Below are 18,639 nucleotides of genomic sequence, written 5' to 3'. Positions count from 1 at the left end.
CCATGCGTTACCTCGTTACCGGCGGTGCCGGCTTCATCGGATCGGCGGTCTGCCGGCTCCTCGTTGCGGAGCGGCACCACACTGTCGTCAACGTCGACAAGCTGACCTACGCGGCGAACATCGCGTCGCTGGCCAAGGTCGCCGACCGGGCCAATTACAGCTTCGTCAAGGCCGACATCTGCGACCGCGAGGCGATGGACGCGGTGTTCGCGGAGGCGCAGCCCGACATCGTCCTCCACCTTGCCGCGGAAAGCCATGTGGACCGCTCGATCACCGGGTCCGGCGTCTTCATCGACACCAATGTGGTCGGCACCATGACGCTGCTGGAGGCCGCGCGGGCTTACTATGAGACCGCGCCGGCGAGCACGCGCGACAGCTTCCGCTTCGTCCATGTCTCGACCGACGAGGTCTATGGCTCGCTGGGCTCGACGGGCTTCTTCACCGAGAAGACGGCCTACGATCCGAGTTCGCCCTATTCGGCGTCGAAGGCCGCGAGCGACCATCTGGCGATCGCCTGGCACCGGACCTACGGCCTGCCGGTGATCATCTCCAACTGCTCGAACAATTACGGGCCCTACCAGCTCCCGGAAAAGCTGATCCCGCTGATGATCCTCAACGGGATCGAAGGCGTTCCCCTCCCCGTCTATGGCGACGGCACCAACGTGCGCGACTGGCTGTTCGTCGACGATCACGCGGGCGCGCTGAAGCTGATCGCGGAGACGGGGAAACCGGGCGAGAAGTACAATGTGGGCGGCCGCAACGAGCGCACCAATCTTGAGGTCGTGGAGACCATCTGCGACCTCCTCGACAAGCACAAGCCGACCGGCGCCTCGCGGCGCGAGCTGATCCAGTTCGTCAAGGACCGGCCGGGCCACGACCGGCGCTATGCGATCGATGCGACCAAGATCGAGACCGAGCTCGCCTGGCGGGCGATGGAGGATTTTGAGAGCGGGATTGAGAAGACCGTGCTGTGGTATCTGGAGCACCCCGCCTGGTGGGAGCCGCTGCGCCACCACGCGGCAAGCCGCAAGGGCCTGTTGAAGGACGGGGATTGATGGGCCCCCGTGTCCTCGTCATCGGCAAGTCCGGCCAGGTCGCGACCGCGCTAACGGAGCGTGCCGAGGCGCGGGACATCCCGGCGATGTGCATCGGCCGGCCTGAGGTCGACATCGCGACGATGGACGCCCTGCCCGACGAGGCCATCGCCTTCGCGCCGACCATCGTCGTCAATGCCGCGGCCTACACCGCCGTCGACAAGGCGGAAGACGAGGAAGACGCGGCCTTTGCCGTCAATGACGCCGGCGCCGGACGTGTCGCGGCAGCGGCGGCCAAGCTCGGCGTTCCCGTGATCCACATCTCCACCGACTATGTCTATGACGGCGCCAAGCCTGAGCCCTATGTCGAGACCGATCCGCCCTGCCCGCTCGGCGTCTATGGCCGCTCCAAGCTTGCTGGCGAAGAAGCCGTTGCCCAAGCCGCCGACCGTCACGTCATCCTGCGCACGGCGTGGGTCTTCAGCCCGTTCGGCCGGAATTTTGTAAAAACCATGCTGGCGCTTGCCGAGACCCGCGATCGCCTGAAGATCGTCGACGACCAACGGGGCTCGCCGACCTACGCGCTCGATCTCGCCGATGCCATCCTCACCATCGCGGAAAGAATCGCGGAGACCGGCTGGCAGCAGCGTTATCAGGGCGTCTTCCATGCCGCCAATGCCGGCGAGACGACCTGGCGCGGACTTGCGCACAAAGCCTTCGCCGCCTCCGCCGCGCTCGGCGGGCCGACGGCGGCGGCCGATCCGATCCCCACATCCGACTACCCGACGGCGGCGGAGCGGCCGCTCAACTCGCGGCTCGACTGCGGCAGGCTGAAAGCGACCTTCGGCATCGCGCTGCCGGACTGGTGGGTCGGCGTGCGCGACTGCGTCGGACGGCTCGTCACGACACACGAAAAACAGGAAACACCATGAAGGGCATCATCCTCGCCGGCGGCCGCGGCACGCGCCTCCATCCGGTCACCAAGGCGGTCAGCAAACAGCTGCTACCGATCTACGACAAGCCGATGATCTACTATCCGCTGTCGACGCTGATGCTCGCCGGGATCAAAGAAATCCTGATCATCTCCACGCCCGAGGCCCTGCCGCTCTACAAGGACCTCCTAGGCGACGGCTCGGACTGGGGCATCTCCCTTTCCTATGCCGAACAGGACGAGCCGCGCGGCCTTGCCGAGGCCTTCCTCATCGGCGCCGACTTCATCGCCGGCTCCGCCTGCGCGCTGGCGCTGGGCGACAACATCTTCTACAGCGCCGGCTTCACCGAACTGCTGCAACGGGCGGCCGGGATCGAGGACGGCGCGGCGGTCTTCGCCTATCCGGTCCGCAACCCGAAATCCTTCGGCATTGTTGAAATGGCCGAGGACGGGCGGGCGCTTTCCATCGAGGAAAAGCCCGACAAGCCGAAGAGCAACCTTGCCGTCACCGGCCTCTACTTCTTCGACAGCCGGGTGACGGAGATCGCCAAAACGGTGAAGCCCTCCCCCCGCGGCGAGCTTGAGATCACGTCCATCATCGAGGCCTATCTGACAGGCGGCGACCTTCGCGTCTTCAAGCTGCAGCGCGGTACCGCATGGCTCGACACCGGCACCGTCGACAGCCTCCTGCAGGCCGCCCACTTCGTCCAGACCATCGAGGAGCGTCAAGGCTTCAAGATCGCCTGCCCGGAAGAAATCTCCTGGCGCCTCGGCCACATCAACGACGACCAGGTCCGGGCACTTGCCCGCTCCTACAACAACTCCTATGGCGACTACCTCGCGGGGCTGCTGGACGACGCCTTCGCCTGATCCTCAAGCGAGCGGCAGGAAGTCGGCGCTCTGCAGTTCCAGGTGTGGCGAGTAGTAGGGATCGCGGTTCAGCGTCTCGCCCCAGGCGGAGCGCATATAGGCCTTTTCGCGCTCGTGGCGGGCGCGCTTTTCCGGGTCGTCCTTGTCGAGGCCGCGGCTTACCGACTCGTAGTGGATCATGCGCGCGAAGGGCGTCCAGACGATGCGGTAGCCGGCCTTGCGGATTTTCAGGCACAGGTCGATGTCGTTGAGGGCCACCCCCAGGTGCTCTTCCTCAAAGCCGCCGACCCCCTGAAAGATTTCCTTGCGCATCACCATTGCCGCGCCGGTGACGGCGGAAAGGTTCTGGGCCACCACGAGCCGGCCGTAATAGCCGGCGCGCTCGCCGGGCTGGTAGAGGTGGGCGTGGCCGGCCATGCCGCCGATGCCGATGATGACGCCGCCGTGCTGGATGCGCCCGTCCGGATAGTGGAGCTTGGCGCCGACGCAGCCGATTTCGGGCCGGAGCGCATGGCCGACCATCTCCGACAGCCAGTCCTCGTTGAGGATCTCAATGTCGTTGTTGAGGAGCGCGATGACCTCGCCCCTCGCCTCCGCAACACCGCGATTGTTGATCGCGGAGAAATTGAACGGGTGCGGATGCGGCAGCACGCGGACATCGGCCGAGCGGTCGAGCTCGGCGAAATAGGAGAGCGCCTCGGGATCGTCCGACTGGTTGTCGATGAGGATGATCTCGTAGTTCGGATAGTCCGTGCGCTCGCGGATCGAGCCGATGCAGCGGCGGACATGCTCCAGCCCGTTGCGGGTCGGGATGATGATGGAGACGAGCGGCGGGTTTTCCGGCAGCCGGTAGCGGAAGCGGTAGAACGGATAGTCCGGCAGCGGCTCGACATCGGCGTCGATGCCGGCGCGTTCCGCATGTTCCTTGAGGACCTTGAGGCCGGCGATGACGGCATAATTCTTCTCGCCTGTCGCCAGCGCCGTGGAGCCCTCGATAGCCCGCCAGTGATAGAGCACCAGCGGCAGGTGCTGGACGCTGCCCTCGGGAAGCGTCTCAATCACGCGGCAGAGCAGATCGTAGTCCTGGCTGCCTTCGACGCCGACGCGCCAGCCGCCGGCGGCAACGACGTCGTCGCGGCGGTAGACCGTCAGGTGGTTGAGGTAGTTGACGCTGTGGAAGAGATCCGGCGACCAATCCGGCTTGAAGTGCGGCTCGAAACGCGTTCCTGCTTCGTCGATCTTGTCCTCGTCGGAATAGACGATGCGGCGCGTCTCGTCCTCGGCAAAGGCGAGCACGGCTTCGGCGAGCGCGTGCGGCGCCAGCGTGTCGTCGTGGTCGAGGCAGGTGAGATAGGTGCCGGAGCTGAGCTCCAGGGCGCTGTTGGAGGCGTTCGAGATGTGCCCCCTCTCCTTGCGAAACGCGACCTTAATGCGCGGATCGGCGTCCCGCCAGCGCTTCAGCGCGGCGATGACGTCGGGCTTTGTCGACGCATCGTCGGCGACGCAAAGCTCCCACCCCGAATAGGCCTGGTCGACGACGGACTGCACCGCGGCATCGAGCCAGGCGACCTCGGGGTCGCAGACCGGCATGATGACGGAGATGACGGGTTTTTCCGCCAGAGCGTCGACCCGCGCCTGCAAGGTCGCGCCATCGCGAGCGGTGTCGAAATCCCGTTTCTCGCACCAGGCCTCGTAGCGCAGTTGCCGGTCGTCCTTGCCCCCGCTTCCCGCCTCGGCATCGCGGAAGGCGCTGAAGCGCTTCGGCAGGGCGACGATGCCCACCACTTCGCCGAGGAATTTGACGAATGCCCTCGGCCCCTTGTTCCAGTTGAATTTCGCGTGGCGCCAGGCAACGCCCAGAAGGCCGAAAATGCCGACCTTCTCGATTCGGATGTCGGCGATCTCGAACGTCATCGGCACCTGGGCGGGCCTGAGGACGAGCCCGTGCAACTTGCCCGGAAGCCGCACGAAGGCGCGGTAGACGCCGGTCGGTAGCCGCTTGAAGGGGATCGCCTTGGCGTCGTCGATGCCGTCGCCGAAATCCGGCAGCGCCCGGGGCTTGGCGAAGGAATCGCACCACATGTCGATCTCGATGGTGCACCAGCCGCCGCGCCTCGGCGGCTCGAAATCGATGCGGAGCGCCGCCTCCGGTCCGGCCGCGCGAAAGCGCGCACCATGCCGTTCGGTTCCATCGAGCACTATCAGCCGGCCGCCGACCGCCCAGCCGGTCGTTGCGTCTTTGCCGGCAGCCTCTGTCGTCATCGTCACGCGGGATCCGTCGCTTCGTTGGTTGCCTGAAAGGATCGCCGAGACACTGCGCCGGCGGCGAAAGCGCGCGCGATCATAAGGTTTCCGCCCGGCCTGTCCATCCCCGCCGGCCCATCCTCGCCGCGACGCCCGGGCTTGCCGAGGACAAAGCCCATCGGCTACAACGCGCCGGCGCCGCAAGCGGGTGTTTTCCGGGCCGGCGCGCGCCGACACCCTGCCGCCGCGCCCCGAAAAGGCGCCACGACCAATCGCCTTGCAGCTCTCGAAGGCACATGGACCCCATGCGGACACCGCCGCCGATCGTCTTCCTCCACCTCTTCAAATGCGGCGGCACCAGCATCATCGATGCAATGGGGCGTATCGTCGGCACGGAGCGGCTCTATCACGCCAAGAACCTTGAGCGGCTGCAGGCCGAGCTTGCCGATCCCGCAACGCCGGCCGCCAACGCCGCCGTTGTCGCCGGCCACATGCGATCCGACCAGATCGCGGAATGGTTTCCCGGCGCGCCGGTCTTCACCGTGCTGCGCGATCCCGTCGACCGGATGATCTCGCAATATTTCCACTTCCGCCGCGAGGGCCAGAGGCTGGCGGACCACGGCGCCACCGCCGACGGCAAGGTCCCCAAGCCCGCCCACCTCTTCCGCTGCCGGTTCTGCCGGGAAAACTCCTTCGGCGCGTTCGTCGCCGCGAGCGACCGGCGGCTCACGGCCTATACCCGCAACTACATGACGCGCCGGATCGCGGGGCTGACTGGCCGGCAGAGCCGGCAGGCCGGCGGCACGATGCTGGAAGCGGCGCTCGCCAATCTGGAGCGCCTTGCCTTCGTCACCACCACAGAGCGGATCGATGCGGATTTCGCGGACCTCTTCAGGGGGCTTGCGGAACGGCACGGATGCGAGATCAGGCGGGGGCCGTTCTCCCGCCCGGCCCGCCGCCGCAACGTCTCCCAGAACCGGCCGGACGCCGCGCTCGATTTGTCGGCCTCAACGCTGAAGGCCCTCATCGCCAACAACCGCGACGACCTGGCACTCTTTGCCGCGGCGCGGTGGTTCGATGCCGGGGCCCGCGGCACCTGACGTCTTTTTTCCGGCAGGCGCCGACCGCCTTGCCATCAAGATGCCGAAAACCGTACATAGGGAACTCGGCACCCCCGTTTTCCATTCAAGGCTCGCGGTTCGACCATGCAGACGCTCGGTTCACCGTTCCATATCTTTCTCAGGAACGTCTGGTCGCTGATGCTGCGCGACATGCGCACCCGGTTCAGCGACCAGTCCCTCGGCTTCCTGTGGGCGATCATGGAACCGGTCGGCATGATCGCGGTGCTCGCGGTCCTGTTTTCCACCGGCCTGCGCGGCCGCGAGCCGGCGCTCGGCGAAAGCTACATCCTGTTCTTTGCCAGCGGCATGCTGCCCTATTCGGCCTACAAGTCCGTGACCGGGGCGATCAACCGTTCCTCGAAGGGCAACCGCAGCCTGCTGTTCTTCCCGATCGTCAAGCCGATCGATGCCTATGTCGCGTCCATGGTGCTGGAAACCACCGTCATGGTGGTCGTCATGTGCGTGATCTTCATCGCCTACCATATCGCCTTCGGCGGCGGGCTTCCGGACAGCTTCATCATGACGATCCTGCCGTTCACCTATGCCGCCCTCATCGGCTTCGCGGTCGGCGTCTTCAATGTCTGCGTCGGCTCCGTCTTCAAGGCGTGGATCAAGATCTTCAAGATGATGAGCCGACCGATGTTCTTCATCTCCGGCATCTTCTTCATCGCCGAATCCCTGCCGAAGGCGATCCAGAACATCCTCTATTACAATCCGATCCTGCACATCACCGAATGGGCGCGGCAGGGATATTTCGCAGAATTCCACAGCGACTTCCTGGACCTTTACTATCTGAACGGCTTCACCATCTGCGCGATCTTCATCGCCCTGGCGCTGGAGCGGACGATGCGCCGCCAGGTGCTGACGCGGATGTAGGGCCAGGCGGGCGCCGCCGGCGCACCGGCCGGGGGCCGTCCTGCGGAAGATTCGAACTGCCGCCCGTCGTCCCCGGCCAACGGGAAACGACGCGCCCGGTTTCCCGGCGGGCGCGTCGTCGTCAGGCGTCTCCGATTTCCGCTCAATTGGCGTAGCGATCCACGTAGGTGTAGTAGGTCGTGCCCGGGGGCGTGTTGCCGCCCTGCGTGCCCGTGTGGCCACGCGCAAAGCCCGGCCCGTTGTGGCGCCGATGGTCGCGGTAGCGGCGGGCCTGGCGGAAGCGGCGGCCTTCGCGGTGGCGACCGAAATGCCGGTGGCGCCGGGCGCTCCTGTAGCGCCGGGAATAGGTGTAACGACGCGCCCTGCGATCGCGGCGCAAACGCCGGTGCTTGCGCCAGTAGCCGACCTTCGTCGTCAGCGTTTCGGCTTCGCCGGCGGCGGCGGCGGTCTTCACCGCGCCGGCCAGATTGCCCATGGCGGCGCTTGCCGGAGCGGCCGCGCCGAAGGCGGCGGCGGCGAAAACGAACGCGGTGACGATCTTTTTGAAAGTGCTCATGGTCCCTGATCCCCTTGTGTCGCCGTTTGTCGGCGGTTTCGATGGTTCAGGGATACCGGGCCCCAGGGCCGGCCGTTGTGACGCCTGTCACCTTCCGGCGCTTTGCTGCGTTTCGGATCACGAACAAAAAAGCGGCGCGGATCTCTCCGCGCCGCCTATTGACCGGTTCTGTGCGTGGCGCCGGATGCTACAGCAGCACGCCGCGCGCCTTCAGTTCGGCGATGATGACCTCGGCCAGTTCGGCCGGATCGGCCTTGGTGGTGTCGAGGCGCAGTTCGGCCGTCTCCGGCGGCTCGTAAGGCGAGTCGATGCCGGTGAAGTTCTTGATCTTGCCCTCGTCCGCCTTCTTGTAGAGGCCCTTGGGGTCGCGCTGGCGGCAGATCTCGATCGGCGTGTCGACGAAGACCTCGATGAACTCGTCCTCCTCGACGATGTCGCGCGCCATCCGGCGCTCCGAGCGGAACGGCGAGATGAAGGAGACGAGCACGATCTCGCCGGCATCGACGAACAGCTTGGCCACCTCGGCGACGCGGCGGATGTTCTCCACCCGGTCGGCGTCGGTGAAGCCGAGGTCGCGGTTGAGGCCGTGGCGGACATTGTCGCCGTCGAGCACATAGGTGTGCCGGCCCATGGCGTGCAGCCGCTTCTCCACCATGTTGGCGATCGTCGACTTGCCGGAGCCGGAAAGGCCGGTGAACCAGAGGATGGCCGGCTTCTGGCCCTTCTGGATGCCGCGCGCGCTCTTGTCGAGGTCAAGGGCCTGCCAGTGGATGTTGGTCGCACGGCGAAGGCCAAACCAGACGAGGCCGGCGGCGACCGTCGCATTGGTCAGTCGGTCGATCAGCACGAAGGAGCCGGTGTCCCGGTTGACCTCATAGGGGTCGAAGGAGATCGGCTCGGAGAGCGACAGGTTGGCGAAGGCGATCTCGTTGAGGTCGAGCGTCTTGGCCGCCAGGTGATCGAAATTGTTGACGTCGATCTTGTGCTTGATCTCCGTCACCGTCGCCGTGACGGTGCGGGTCCCCTGCTTGATCAGATAGGGCCGGCCGGGATAGAGCGGCGCGTCCGACATCCAGATCAGGTGGGCGGCGAACTGGTCGGAAACGTCCGGCCGCGCGTCGGCACCGGCCAGCATCTCGCCGCGGGAGATGTCGATCTCGTCCTCAAGCTCGATGGTGACCGCATCGCCGGGGCCGGCCTCGATCAGGTCGCCGTCCATGGTGACGACGCGCTTGACCCGCGACTTGCGGCCGGAGAGCGCGGCGACGACCTCGTCCCCGGGACGGATGCGGCCGGAGGCAATGGTGCCGGAAAAGCCGCGGAAGTCGAGGTTCGGCCGGTTGACCCACTGGACGAACATGCGGAACGGCGCGGAGGCGAGATCGTTCTCGACCTCGATGGACTCCAGATGGTCGAGCAACGCGGAGCCCGTGTACCAGGGCGTCCGCTCGCTGCGGGTCAGCACGTTGTCGCCGAAGCGCGCGGAAATCGGGATCTCGGCGATGCTGTCGAAATCGAAGGAGTCGGCGAAGGCCCGGAAATCCTTGCAGATCCGCTTGAACACCTCCTCGTCGAAATTGACGAGGTCGATCTTGTTGACGGCGAGCACCACGTGGCGGATGCCGAGCAGCGAGACGATGAAGGCGTGTCGGCGGGTCTGGGTGGCGATGCCATTGCGGGCATCGACGAGGAGCACCGCGACGTCGGAGTTCGAGGCGCCCGTCGCCATGTTACGGGTGTACTGCTCGTGGCCGGGCGTGTCGGCGACGATGAACTTGCGCCGGTCCGTCGTGAAGAACCGGTAGGCGACGTCGATGGTGATGCCCTGCTCGCGTTCGGCCTCAAGGCCGTCGACCAGGAGCGCGAAATCGATGTCCTCGCCGACGGTGCCGTGGCGCTTGCTGTCGCGCTCCAGGGCGGCGAGCTGGTCCTCGAAGATCAGCTTGGTGTCGTAGAGCAGTCGGCCGATCAGGGTCGACTTGCCGTCATCGACGCTGCCGCAGGTCAGGATCCTGAGCAGCGACTTGTTCTCCTGGCGCTGGAGATACTCCTCGAACGCCTCGCCGGTGAGTTCCAGCGCTTCGTCGTCGGACGACGTGTTCGGCGTGTCCATCATCAAAAGTACCCTTCACGCTTTTTCTTTTCCATCGACGCGGAATCGTCGTGGTCGATCAGCCGGCCCTGGCGCTCCGAGGTGCGGGCGATCAGCATTTCCCGGACGATGCCGGCAAGGTCGTCGGCCGGCGACTCGATGGCGCCGGTCAGCGGATAGCAGCCGAGGGTGCGGAACCGCACCAGCTTCATCTCGGGCTTTTCGTCCGGGCGCAGCTCCATGCGGTCGTCGTCGACCATGATCAGCATGCCATCGCGCTCCACGACCGGGCGCTGGGCGGCATAGTAGAGCGGCACGATCGGGATCTCTTCCGACATGATGTACTGCCAGATGTCGAGCTCGGTCCAGTTGGAGAGCGGAAACACCCGGATGGATTCGCCCTTGGCGATACGCGCGTTGTAGAGGTTCCAGAGTTCCGGGCGCTGGTTCTTCGGGTCCCAGACGTGATTGGCGTTGCGGAACGAGAACACGCGCTCCTTGGCCCGCGACTTTTCCTCGTCGCGCCGGGCGCCGCCGAAGGCCGCATCGAAGCCGTGCAGCGTCAGCGCCTCCTTCAGCGCCTCGGTCTTCATCACATGGGTGTAGTAGGCCGAGCCGTGGTCGAACGGGTTGATGTTCTGGGCCTTGCCTTCCTGGTTGGTGTGGACGATCAGGTCGAGGCCGAGCCGCTTCACGGTGTCGTCGCGAAACTTGATCATCTCGCGGAACTTCCAGGTCGTGTCCACGTGCATCAGGGGGAACGGCGGCCTCGACGGATAGAACGCCTTCATCGCCAGATGCAGCATCACCGAGGAGTCCTTGCCGATCGAATAGAGCATGACCGGATTGCGGAACTCGGCCGCGACTTCGCGGATGATGTGGATGCTCTCCGCTTCCAGCCGCTTCAGGTGGGAGGTGCGTGATACGGACACCGCTAAAAATTCCTTCCTCAGTGACGAGACGCCTCGTTGCGGCGCCTTCTGTCGAAGCACTTTGTGGTCTTTGTTCGGCAAGACCGCCGTTTCGGACATCTTTCCGCCGCATCGTTGCGCCCGGCGCAATGGCGCCGGTTCGTGCGGCCGCAGATCGTCAGGCGCCTTCCCCTTTCGCAAAGGGATCGAAGCCGCCCGCCGCGACGAACCACGGATTGGCGAAATCGCTGTCGTCGGCCTGGTTGCGCTTGCCGTAGGTGAGAAGCATGCCGTCGACCGTCGTCACCTTGCCGCCGGCGGCCCTCAGCACCGCATCGCCCGCGGCGGTGTCCCACTCCATGGTGCGGCCGAGCCGGGGATAAAGGTCGGCCTCGCCGCTCGCCACCCGGCAGAATTTCAGCGACGAACCGGCCGATACGAGGTCGGTGACCGTGAAGCGATCGACGAACTGCTTGGTCTCGTCGGTCATGTGCGAGCGGCTGGCAACCGCGACGATGCCCTCTTCAGGCGCCGCGCGCACGGCGGTCGGGGCATAGGCGACGGAGCCGTCGCCCCCGACCTTGCCGACACGGGCTCCGGAGGCGCGCCCGCCGGTGAAGATCACATTGCGCGCCGGGGCGTAGACGACGCCGAGAACCGGCACCCCGTTCTCCACAAGGGCGATGTTGACGGTGAAGTCGCCGTTGCGGTTCAGGAACTCCTTGGTGCCGTCGAGCGGGTCGACGAGGAAGAAACGGTCCTTGAGTTCCGGGATCCGGCCGGCGGCAACGGACTCCTCGGCGACGACCGGAATGTCCGGCGTAAGGCTTGCCAGCCGCTCCAGGATCAGCGCTTCGGCCTTTTCGTCGGCCTCGGTCACCGGTGAGTTGTCGGATTTGACCCTGGCGTCGAAGTCCGTGCGGTAGATGTCCATGATCAGCGCGCCAGCATCCAAAGCGATGCCGGCGAGCGCCTCGATCAGCGCGTCCTCAGTCAAAAGAAGGCCCCTATGTCTATGGTCACGGGGCGTGTAGCGCATGCTGAAAGAGGGCGCAAGTCAGCCGCTTTTTGCCAATGCGCCGATTTCGGGAAAAGCGTTTCAGCTCGCCTTGGCGAGTCCGAGGTGCCGCTCCCACCGGAACGCGTGTTCGACGATGGTGTCGAGATCGTCGTAATCCGGGGTCCAGCCGAGGGTTTCGCGGATGCGATCGGCGCATGCGACGATTTGCGGCGAGTCCCCCGGACGGCGCGGCGCCAGCCTCACCGGGAAGTCCTGACCGGAGACGCGCTTGACCGCGTCGACCACGTCCAGAACCGAAAATCCCTTGCCGTAGCCGCAGTTGAAAACGGCGCTGCCGTTGCCGTCGCGCATGGCATTGAGGGCAAGGAGATGGGCCTTGGCGAGGTCGGAGACATGGATGTAGTCGCGCACGCAGGTGCCGTCCGGCGTCGGGTAATCCGTGCCGTAGACGTCGAGGTGGCTGCGCTTGCCGAGCGCGGTCTCGCAGGCGACCTTGATGAGATGGGTGGCGCGGGCCGTCGACTGGCCGGTGCGGCCTTCCGGATCGGCGCCGGCGACGTTGAAATAGCGCAGCGCCGTGTAGGTGAAGTCGTGGGCGGCGGCGACGTCGGCGAGCATCAGCTCCGTCATCATCTTGGAGGTGCCGTAGGGCGACATCGGCGCGAACGGGGCCTGTTCGCTCACCGGAACCTCCGCCGGATCGCCGTAGACGGCCGCGGTCGACGAAAACAGGAAGTTCCTGACGCCCGCGGTGACGGCGCTCGCCATCAGGCTGCGCGACTTCACCGTGTTGTTGAGATAGTAGCCGAGCGGATCGGCGACGGACTCCGGCACCACGATCGAGCCGGCGAAGTGGATGATGGCCGAGACATCGTGCCGGGCGACGATGCGCATCACCAGCGCCTCGTCGGCGACGTCGCCGCGGTAGAACACCGCCTCCGGGGCGATCGCCTCGCGAAAGCCGGTGGACAGATTGTCGAGGACGACCACGTCCTCGCCCGCGTCGACGAGCGCCAGAACCATGTGGCTGCCGATATAGCCGGCGCCGCCCGTGACCAGAACCGTCATTGCCCGAACCTCCCGAAAAACACCCTGTTGCCTTTCCGCGGTCGATGTGCTGCCTCTTGCAATGGACAATCGGCAGTATCCGACCCGGGTATGCGGGAACCTCCGGCCGACTGCCGCGTTTTGACCGCGGTCGGCTGTGGCAAGTTCCCGAACTCGTGGAGCATCTTCCGGCAAATTGTCTAAGAAAGTGTCATAGTTCGTGCGCAATAGCGGGGCACACAGCTCCTTCCTCGAAGATAATCCGAACACTCACCAACCACGGTAAAGAACATGTCAACCAACAAGCTGCGCAAAGCGGTGTTTCCGGTCGCCGGTCTCGGAACGCGATTCCTGCCCGCGACCAAGGCCATGCCCAAGGAAATGCTGACGGTCGTCGACCGACCGATCATCCAGTACGTCGTCGACGAGGCGCTCGATGCCGGCATCGAGCACCTGATCTTCGTCACTGGCCGCAACAAGAGCGTCATCGCCGACCATTTCGACATCTCTTTCGAGCTGGAGCACACGCTGCGCGAGCGTGGCAAGACGGAGGCGCTGGAGATCGTCGAGGCCTGCCGCCCGCGCGCCGGACGCACCAGTTTCACCCGCCAGCAGGAGCCGCTCGGCCTCGGCCACGCCATCTGGTGCGCCAAGGACATGATCGGCGACGAGCCGTTTGCCGTGCTGCTGCCGGACGTGCTGGTGCAGGCCAAGAAGGGCTGCCTTGCCCAGATGATTGACGCCTTCAATGCGACCGGTGGCGACAACATCATCGCGGTCGAAGAGGTGCCGGAGGACCAGACCTTCCAGTATGGCGTTGTGGAAGTCGGCGAAGGCGGCACGGACAGCGTCTTCCCGGTCACCGGCATGGTGGAAAAGCCGAAGCCGGGCACGGCACCCTCCAACCTCATCATCACCGGCCGCTACATCCTGCAGCCGGAGATCTTCCAGTTCATCGAGGGCCAGGACACCGGCGCCGGCGGCGAGATCCAGCTCACCGACTCCATGCTGGCGCTGATGAAGACCCAGCCCTTTACCGGCGTGAAGTTCGAGGGGCGCACCTTCGACTGCGGCTCCAAGGTCGGGTTCCTGGCCGCAAACGTCGCCTATGCGCTCGCCCGCGGCGACATCGCGCCGGAGTTCCGCCCCGAGCTGGAAGCGATCCTGGAGCGCACGGGCTGAGAAGGCACATCCGAACGGGCATTGAAACGACCGTCCTCATTGCCCTTCGGGACCGAAGCTTTGTTGTGATCGGCGGCGCGGCGTCCTAAGAAGGCGCTGCGCCGCTCTCGTTTCGACCCTTTTTCGCGGCGGCTCCGTTTCAGGTCAGGACCGGCCCCATGACCCGCTATCTCGTCACCGGCGTTGCCGGCTTCATCGGCAACCACGTCGCGCTGCGGCTCCTCGGGGACGGCCACGAGGTCGTCGGCGTCGACCGGGTCGATGCCTATTACGACCCGGCGCTGAAGGAAGCGCGGCTGGCCCGCCTCGCCGACCAGCCGAATTTCACCTTCTCGCGCACCGCACTCGAAGACCGCACGGCGCTGATGGGCCTTTTCGAGACCCATCGACCCCAGATCGTCATCAACCTTGCCGCCCAGGCGGGCGTCCGCCACAGCCTTGACGCGCCGTTCGACTATGTGACATCCAACCTCACCGGCTTCCTGTCGGTGCTGGAGGCCTGCCGGCACCACGCCGTCGATCACCTCGTCTATGCGTCCAGCTCCTCCGTCTACGGCCTCAACACGGCGATGCCGTTTTCCGAGCACCACGTTGCCGACCATCCGATCTCGCTCTATGCCGCCACCAAGCGCGCCAACGAGCTGATGGCCCACGCCTATGGCGACCTCTTCGCCATCCCCGCAACGGGGCTGCGCTTCTTCACCGTCTACGGGCCCTGGGGCCGGCCGGACATGGCGCTCTTCAAGTTCGCCAAGGCGATGCTCGCGGGCGAGCCGATCGACATCTACAACCACGGCAAGATGCAGCGCGACTTCACCTTCGTCGACGACATTGTGGAGGGCATCGTCCGGGTCGCCGACGTGGTGCCGAAACCCGATCCCGACTGGAACGGCGACGCCCCCGATCCGGCAACGAGCGGGCGCGCGCCGCACCGGGTCTTCAACATCGGCAATTCCAGGCCCGTGGAACTGATGGACTATATCGAGGCGCTGGAAGCGGCGCTCGGCACCACGGCCAAGAAGAACTTCCTGCCGATGCAGCCGGGCGACGTCGCCGCCACCTATGCCGACACCTCCGACCTTGCGGCCGCCACCGGCTTTGCGCCGAGGACGCCGGTGACCGAGGGCGTTGCCGCCTTCGTCGCCTGGTACCGGGACTACTACAATGTCTGACCCTTCCCGGCCGTCCGTGCGCGAGACGGTCTCTGTCGTGGGCCTCGGCTATGTGGGCCTGCCGGTAGCGGTGGCGCTTGCCGAGGGCGGGCACGACGTCGTCGCCTTCGACATAAAGAAGGATCGCATCGGTGAACTCGCAACAGGCCATGACCGCACCGCGACCATCGAGGATGCGCGGCTCGCCGCCTCGGGCCTCAATTTCACCGACGATCCGGCCGCCCTCTCCCGCGCCGACATCCACATCGTCGCCGTGCCGACGCCGATCGACGCTGCCCGCCAGCCGGACCTTGCGGCGCTGAAGGGCGCGACGGAGACCGTTGCCGGGGCGCTGCTGCCGGGTGCCATCGTCGTCTACGAGTCCACCGTCTATCCGGGCGCGACCGAAGAGGTCGCCGTGCCGATCCTGGAAGCCGTCTCCGGGCTTTCCTTCGGCCGCGATTTCGCCGTCGGCTATTCGCCGGAGCGGATCAATCCGGGCGATGCGGAACACACCTTCGAGACGATCTCCAAGGTGGTCGCCGCCAGCTCGCCCGACGCCCTCGACCGCCTCGCCGCGCTCTACGGCTCGGTGATCACCGCGCCGATCCACCGGGCGCCTTCGATCCGCGTCGCGGAGGCCGCCAAGGTCATCGAGAATACCCAGCGCGACCTCAACATCGCGCTCATGAACGAGCTCGCCGTGCTGTTCCACCGGCTCGACATCGACACGGGCGACGTGCTCGCCGCCGCCGGCACCAAATGGAATTTCCTTCCGTTCAAGCCCGGCCTCGTCGGCGGCCACTGCATCGGCATCGATCCCTATTACCTCACCCACAAGGCGCTGGAGGTGGGCCACCAGCCGCAGGTCGTGCTTGCCGGGCGCGGCACAAACGAAGGCATGGCGGAGTTCGTGGCGACGTCCGTCGTGCGCGAATGCGTGCGCCTCGGCTGCGAACGGCCGCCGCGGATCATCATCCTCGGCGCGACCTTCAAGCCCGATATTCGCGATATCCGAAATTCGAAGGTTGTCGATCTCGTCGCAAAGCTCACCGAGTTCGGCGCCGAGGTCGCGGTCGCCGATCCCAATGCCGATCCGGGGGACATGCAGGCCGAATACGGCTTGAACCTTCAGGAACTTCACGACATGGCGCCGGCCGATGCCGTCGTGCTGGCGGTCGGCCATCGGGCGTTCGTTTCCGGCGGCGGATGGGACGTCGTCGCGCCGCTCCTGAAGGACGGTCGCGGCCTCGTCGCCGACCTGTCCGGCCGGCTGGACCGGGCGACGACGCCCGAGGGCGTTACGCTTTGGCGGCTCTAGATTGCATCTGAATCCAACGACTTACTTTCATTGCGAGCGAGCGAAGTGAGCGCGGCAATCCAGGGGCCGCTTGCTCCGAGCGAGTAGTTCTGGATCGCCGCGTCGCCTACGGCTCCTCGCGATGACGGAGAGTGAATGGTCCGAAGTGCGGACTATTTATCCTCCGCCCAGTCCGCAAAGCTCTTTCCCGACTCGGCGAGCTCCACAAGCAGCGGCGACGGCGCAAAACCGTGGCCGCCGGCGGCGCACATTTCGCGGACGTCTTCCAGGATCTGCGGCAATCCGACGAGGTCGGCCTCGAACATCGGCCCGCCGCGCCAGCGCGGATAGCCGTAGCCGAAGAGCATGACCATATCGACGTCGAGCGGCCGGTGGGCGATCTTTTCCGCGAGGATGTTGGCGCCTTCGTTGACCATGGTGGCGCGCATGCGCCGCTGGATGTCCTCGGCCGTAAAATGCTGCGGGACGATGCCTTTCTCGTCCCGGTGCGCCTCGATCATCTGGCGGATCGACGGGTCCGGCGCCGGCGCGCCGCCGCCCGAATAGTCGTACCAGCCGGCGCCGGTCTTGCGCCCGAAGCGGCCGAGCTCGCAGATGCGGTCCGGGATCTCCACGTAGCGCGCGGCCGGGTCACGCGTCGCGGCATGGCGCTTGCGCTGGGCCCAGGCAATGTCGAGGCCGGAAAGATCGTAGACGGCGAACGGACCCATCGGAAAGCCGAAGGCGGTCACCGCCGCATCGATGTCCTCCGGGTAGGCGCCGTCCTCGACAAGGAACTCTGCCTGCTTTCGCCACGCGGCCCAGATCCGGTTGCCGATGAAACCGTCGCAGACGCCGGAGAGGACCGCGACCTTGCCGATCCGTCGGGCGAGGTCCAGCGCCGTCTTGACCGTCCTATCGTCGGTCTTTGCCGCGCGCACCACCTCCAGCAGCTTCATGACGTTTGCCGGCGAAAAGAAATGCATGCCGCAGACGGAATCGGGCCGCGAGGTTGCGGCCGCGATGGCGTCGATGTCGAGATAGGAGGTGTTGGTGGCGAGCACCGCGCCGGGCGCCAGAATGCCGTCGAGCCTGGCAAAGAGGTCCTTCTTGACGTCGAGGTCTTCGAACACGGCCTCCACGACCAGATCGGCCCCGGCGAGCGCTTCTAGCCCGACCGCGATGGTGATCCGCATCTGTCGCTCGGCCGTCATGTCCTCGGTCAGGCGGCCGCGCTGGACCTGGTCGGCGTAGATCCTGTCGATGCGGTCGCGGCCGGCATCGGCCGCCTCCCCCGACATCTCCGACATGATGACGCGCATCCCGGCATCCGCGAAGGCAACCGCAATGCCGGAGCCCATCGTGCCGGCGCCGACGATGCCGACGGTCCGGACCTCCTTGGCTTCGGCGTCTTCCAGACCCGGCACCTTGGAGACCGCGCGTTCGGCGAAAAAGGCATAGCGCAGCGCCTTCGACTGGTCCGAGGCGACGAGCTCTTCAAAGATTGCGCGCTCGCGCGCCATGCCGTCGGCAAAGGAAAGCGTTGCCGTGTTGGCGACAGATTCCGCGGCCTTCACCGGAGAGAGCTGGCCGCGCGCCTTCTTCGTCACCTTGGCGATCTGTTCGCCGATGCGGGTTTGGTCGACCTTGCCGACCGGGCGCGCCGAGACCGGCACCACCGCTTCGCCGGCGCTGAGCTTTTCCTTCAGGAAGGCGATGGCCGCCGCCGTCAGGTCGCCGTCGACGACCTTGTCGGCGATGCCGAAGGCGAGTGCCTTCTCCGCCCCGATGCGCTTGCCGGAGGTGATGAGCTCGATCGCCTGTTCGATGCCGGTGAGGCGCGGCAGGCGCTGGGTGCCGCCGGCGCCGGGGATGATGCCGAGGGTGACTTCCGGCAGGCCGACCTGGCCGCCCCGGTCGATGACCCGGTAGTGGCAGCCGAGCGCCACCTCCAGCCCGCCGCCGAGCGCCGTTCCGTGCAGCGCGGCGACGATCGGCTTTTGCAGCGTTTCCATCGTCGCGATGGTGTCCGGCAGCGACGGCTCCAGCGGCCCCTTGCCGAATTCCTTGATGTCGGCACCGGCAATGAAGGTCCGCCCGGCACAAACCAGAACGGCCCCCTTGACGCTCTCGTCAGCGGCAATCTCCACGACCGCCCGGTTGAGGCCCTCGCGCACCGCCTGGGACAGGGCATTGACCGGCGGATTATCGACGACGATCAAAGCAATGTCGTCGCGATGCTCAACCCTTGCGAGTATTTCGGACACCAGAACCCTCCGCGAGTCTCCATTCCTTGACCATTC

15 protein-coding genes are annotated in these 18,639 nt (G+C 66.0%); 8 read left to right on the top strand and 7 right to left on the bottom strand.

Annotation, left to right across the window (positions count from 1 at the left end; all coding sequences use genetic code 11):
- The first annotated feature begins 2 nt into the window (after nucleotides 1–2).
- Genes rfbB through rfbA form a run of 3 tightly spaced genes read left to right on the top strand, consistent with a single transcriptional unit; the run spans nucleotide 3 to nucleotide 2,835 of the window.
- Nucleotides 3–1,055, top strand: a complete 1,053-nt coding sequence (rfbB, locus tag M2319_RS17970; protein ID WP_264602844.1) for a dTDP-glucose 4,6-dehydratase — start codon at nucleotides 3–5, stop codon at nucleotides 1,053–1,055.
- Nucleotides 1,055–1,966 carry a dTDP-4-dehydrorhamnose reductase gene (gene rfbD, locus M2319_RS17965; RefSeq protein ID WP_264602843.1) on the top strand — a complete coding sequence of 304 codons (912 nt, stop codon included), beginning with the start codon at nucleotides 1,055–1,057 and terminating at the stop codon, nucleotides 1,964–1,966. The genes rfbB and rfbD overlap by 1 nt, the downstream gene beginning before the upstream one ends.
- The gene (rfbA, locus tag M2319_RS17960) at nucleotides 1,963–2,835 is read left to right on the top strand and encodes a glucose-1-phosphate thymidylyltransferase RfbA (RefSeq protein WP_264602842.1); all 873 of its coding nucleotides are present in this window, start codon (nucleotides 1,963–1,965) and stop codon (nucleotides 2,833–2,835) included. The genes rfbD and rfbA overlap by 4 nt, the downstream gene beginning before the upstream one ends.
- A 3-nt stretch (nucleotides 2,836–2,838) precedes the next feature.
- Here the strand turns inward: rfbA and M2319_RS17955 are convergent, their stop codons facing one another.
- Nucleotides 2,839–5,097 (bottom strand): glycosyltransferase family 2 protein, encoded by a 2,259-nt coding sequence (locus M2319_RS17955; RefSeq protein WP_264602899.1) that lies wholly within the window; start codon nucleotides 5,095–5,097, stop codon nucleotides 2,839–2,841.
- A gap of 287 nt (nucleotides 5,098–5,384) precedes the next feature.
- Here M2319_RS17955 and M2319_RS17950 point away from each other — a divergent pair, with 287 nt between their 5' ends.
- On the top strand, nucleotides 5,385–6,179 hold the full coding sequence (locus M2319_RS17950) for a sulfotransferase family 2 domain-containing protein (protein WP_264602841.1): 795 nt from the start codon (nucleotides 5,385–5,387) through the stop codon (nucleotides 6,177–6,179).
- 105 nt (nucleotides 6,180–6,284) lie between these two features.
- A complete protein-coding gene (locus M2319_RS17945) occupies nucleotides 6,285–7,076 on the top strand; it encodes an ABC transporter permease (RefSeq protein ID WP_264602840.1) in 792 nt (263 codons plus the stop codon).
- Between the two features lie 142 nt (nucleotides 7,077–7,218).
- Here M2319_RS17945 and M2319_RS17940 read toward each other — a convergent pair whose 3' ends face one another.
- From M2319_RS17940 to galE, 5 genes are all read right to left on the bottom strand, one after another.
- Nucleotides 7,219–7,632, bottom strand: coding sequence for a hypothetical protein (locus M2319_RS17940; RefSeq protein WP_264602839.1), 414 nt, complete (start codon nucleotides 7,630–7,632; stop codon nucleotides 7,219–7,221).
- Between the two features lie 187 nt (nucleotides 7,633–7,819).
- Nucleotides 7,820–9,748 carry a sulfate adenylyltransferase subunit CysN gene (gene cysN / locus M2319_RS17935; protein ID WP_264602838.1) on the bottom strand — a complete coding sequence of 643 codons (1,929 nt, stop codon included), beginning with the start codon at nucleotides 9,746–9,748 and terminating at the stop codon, nucleotides 7,820–7,822.
- Complete coding sequence (cysD, locus tag M2319_RS17930) at nucleotides 9,748–10,656, bottom strand: sulfate adenylyltransferase subunit CysD (protein WP_264602837.1); 909 nt, start codon at nucleotides 10,654–10,656, stop codon at nucleotides 9,748–9,750. Before cysD ends, cysN begins: the two co-directional genes overlap by 1 nt.
- Nucleotides 10,657–10,813: 157 nt before the next feature.
- Nucleotides 10,814–11,632 carry a 3'(2'),5'-bisphosphate nucleotidase CysQ gene (gene cysQ, locus M2319_RS17925; RefSeq protein WP_264602836.1) on the bottom strand — a complete coding sequence of 273 codons (819 nt, stop codon included), beginning with the start codon at nucleotides 11,630–11,632 and terminating at the stop codon, nucleotides 10,814–10,816.
- A gap of 102 nt (nucleotides 11,633–11,734) precedes the next feature.
- Nucleotides 11,735–12,724, bottom strand: a complete 990-nt coding sequence (gene galE, locus M2319_RS17920) for a UDP-glucose 4-epimerase GalE (RefSeq protein WP_264602835.1) — start codon at nucleotides 12,722–12,724, stop codon at nucleotides 11,735–11,737.
- A 270-nt stretch (nucleotides 12,725–12,994) separates the two neighbouring features.
- On the opposite strand from galE, the gene galU reads away from it, so the two are divergent.
- From galU to M2319_RS17905, 3 genes are all read left to right on the top strand, one after another.
- The gene (galU, locus tag M2319_RS17915; protein ID WP_264602834.1) at nucleotides 12,995–13,885 is read left to right on the top strand and encodes a UTP--glucose-1-phosphate uridylyltransferase GalU; all 891 of its coding nucleotides are present in this window, start codon (nucleotides 12,995–12,997) and stop codon (nucleotides 13,883–13,885) included.
- A 158-nt stretch (nucleotides 13,886–14,043) separates the two neighbouring features.
- Nucleotides 14,044–15,057, top strand: a complete 1,014-nt coding sequence (locus tag M2319_RS17910; protein WP_264602833.1) for an NAD-dependent epimerase — start codon at nucleotides 14,044–14,046, stop codon at nucleotides 15,055–15,057.
- The gene (locus M2319_RS17905; RefSeq protein WP_264602832.1) at nucleotides 15,050–16,357 is read left to right on the top strand and encodes a nucleotide sugar dehydrogenase; all 1,308 of its coding nucleotides are present in this window, start codon (nucleotides 15,050–15,052) and stop codon (nucleotides 16,355–16,357) included. Before M2319_RS17910 ends, M2319_RS17905 begins: the two co-directional genes overlap by 8 nt.
- A gap of 152 nt (nucleotides 16,358–16,509) precedes the next feature.
- Here M2319_RS17905 and M2319_RS17900 read toward each other — a convergent pair whose 3' ends face one another.
- Nucleotides 16,510–18,603, bottom strand: coding sequence for a 3-hydroxyacyl-CoA dehydrogenase NAD-binding domain-containing protein (locus M2319_RS17900; protein WP_264602831.1), 2,094 nt, complete (start codon nucleotides 18,601–18,603; stop codon nucleotides 16,510–16,512).
- Nucleotides 18,604–18,639 lie beyond the last annotated feature (36 nt).

Source organism: Rhodobium gokarnense (assembly GCF_025961475.1).
GTDB classification, from domain to species: domain Bacteria; phylum Pseudomonadota; class Alphaproteobacteria; order Rhizobiales; family Rhodobiaceae; genus Rhodobium; species Rhodobium gokarnense.
The sequence above is the reverse complement of the archived record's forward strand: the minus strand, read 5'-3'. Positions and strand labels throughout refer to the sequence as shown.

What these genes read in the sequence shown, in the direction of transcription:
- rfbB (WP_264602844.1), top strand. Translation starts at nt 3, where the DNA reads ATGCGTTACCTCGTTACCGGCGGTGCCGGCTTCATCGGATCGGCGGTC.
- rfbD (WP_264602843.1), top strand. Translation starts at nt 1,055, where the DNA reads ATGGGCCCCCGTGTCCTCGTCATCGGCAAGTCCGGCCAGGTCGCGACC.
- rfbA (WP_264602842.1), top strand. Translation starts at nt 1,963, where the DNA reads ATGAAGGGCATCATCCTCGCCGGCGGCCGCGGCACGCGCCTCCATCCG.
- M2319_RS17955 (WP_264602899.1), bottom strand. Translation starts at nt 5,097, where the DNA reads ATGACGACAGAGGCTGCCGGCAAAGACGCAACGACCGGCTGGGCGGTC.
- M2319_RS17950 (WP_264602841.1), top strand. Translation starts at nt 5,385, where the DNA reads ATGCGGACACCGCCGCCGATCGTCTTCCTCCACCTCTTCAAATGCGGC.
- M2319_RS17945 (WP_264602840.1), top strand. Translation starts at nt 6,285, where the DNA reads ATGCAGACGCTCGGTTCACCGTTCCATATCTTTCTCAGGAACGTCTGG.
- M2319_RS17940 (WP_264602839.1), bottom strand. Translation starts at nt 7,632, where the DNA reads ATGAGCACTTTCAAAAAGATCGTCACCGCGTTCGTTTTCGCCGCCGCC.
- cysN (WP_264602838.1), bottom strand. Translation starts at nt 9,748, where the DNA reads ATGATGGACACGCCGAACACGTCGTCCGACGACGAAGCGCTGGAACTC.
- galE (WP_264602835.1), bottom strand. Translation starts at nt 12,724, where the DNA reads ATGACGGTTCTGGTCACGGGCGGCGCCGGCTATATCGGCAGCCACATG.
- galU (WP_264602834.1), top strand. Translation starts at nt 12,995, where the DNA reads ATGTCAACCAACAAGCTGCGCAAAGCGGTGTTTCCGGTCGCCGGTCTC.
- M2319_RS17910 (WP_264602833.1), top strand. Translation starts at nt 14,044, where the DNA reads ATGACCCGCTATCTCGTCACCGGCGTTGCCGGCTTCATCGGCAACCAC.
- M2319_RS17905 (WP_264602832.1), top strand. Translation starts at nt 15,050, where the DNA reads ATGTCTGACCCTTCCCGGCCGTCCGTGCGCGAGACGGTCTCTGTCGTG.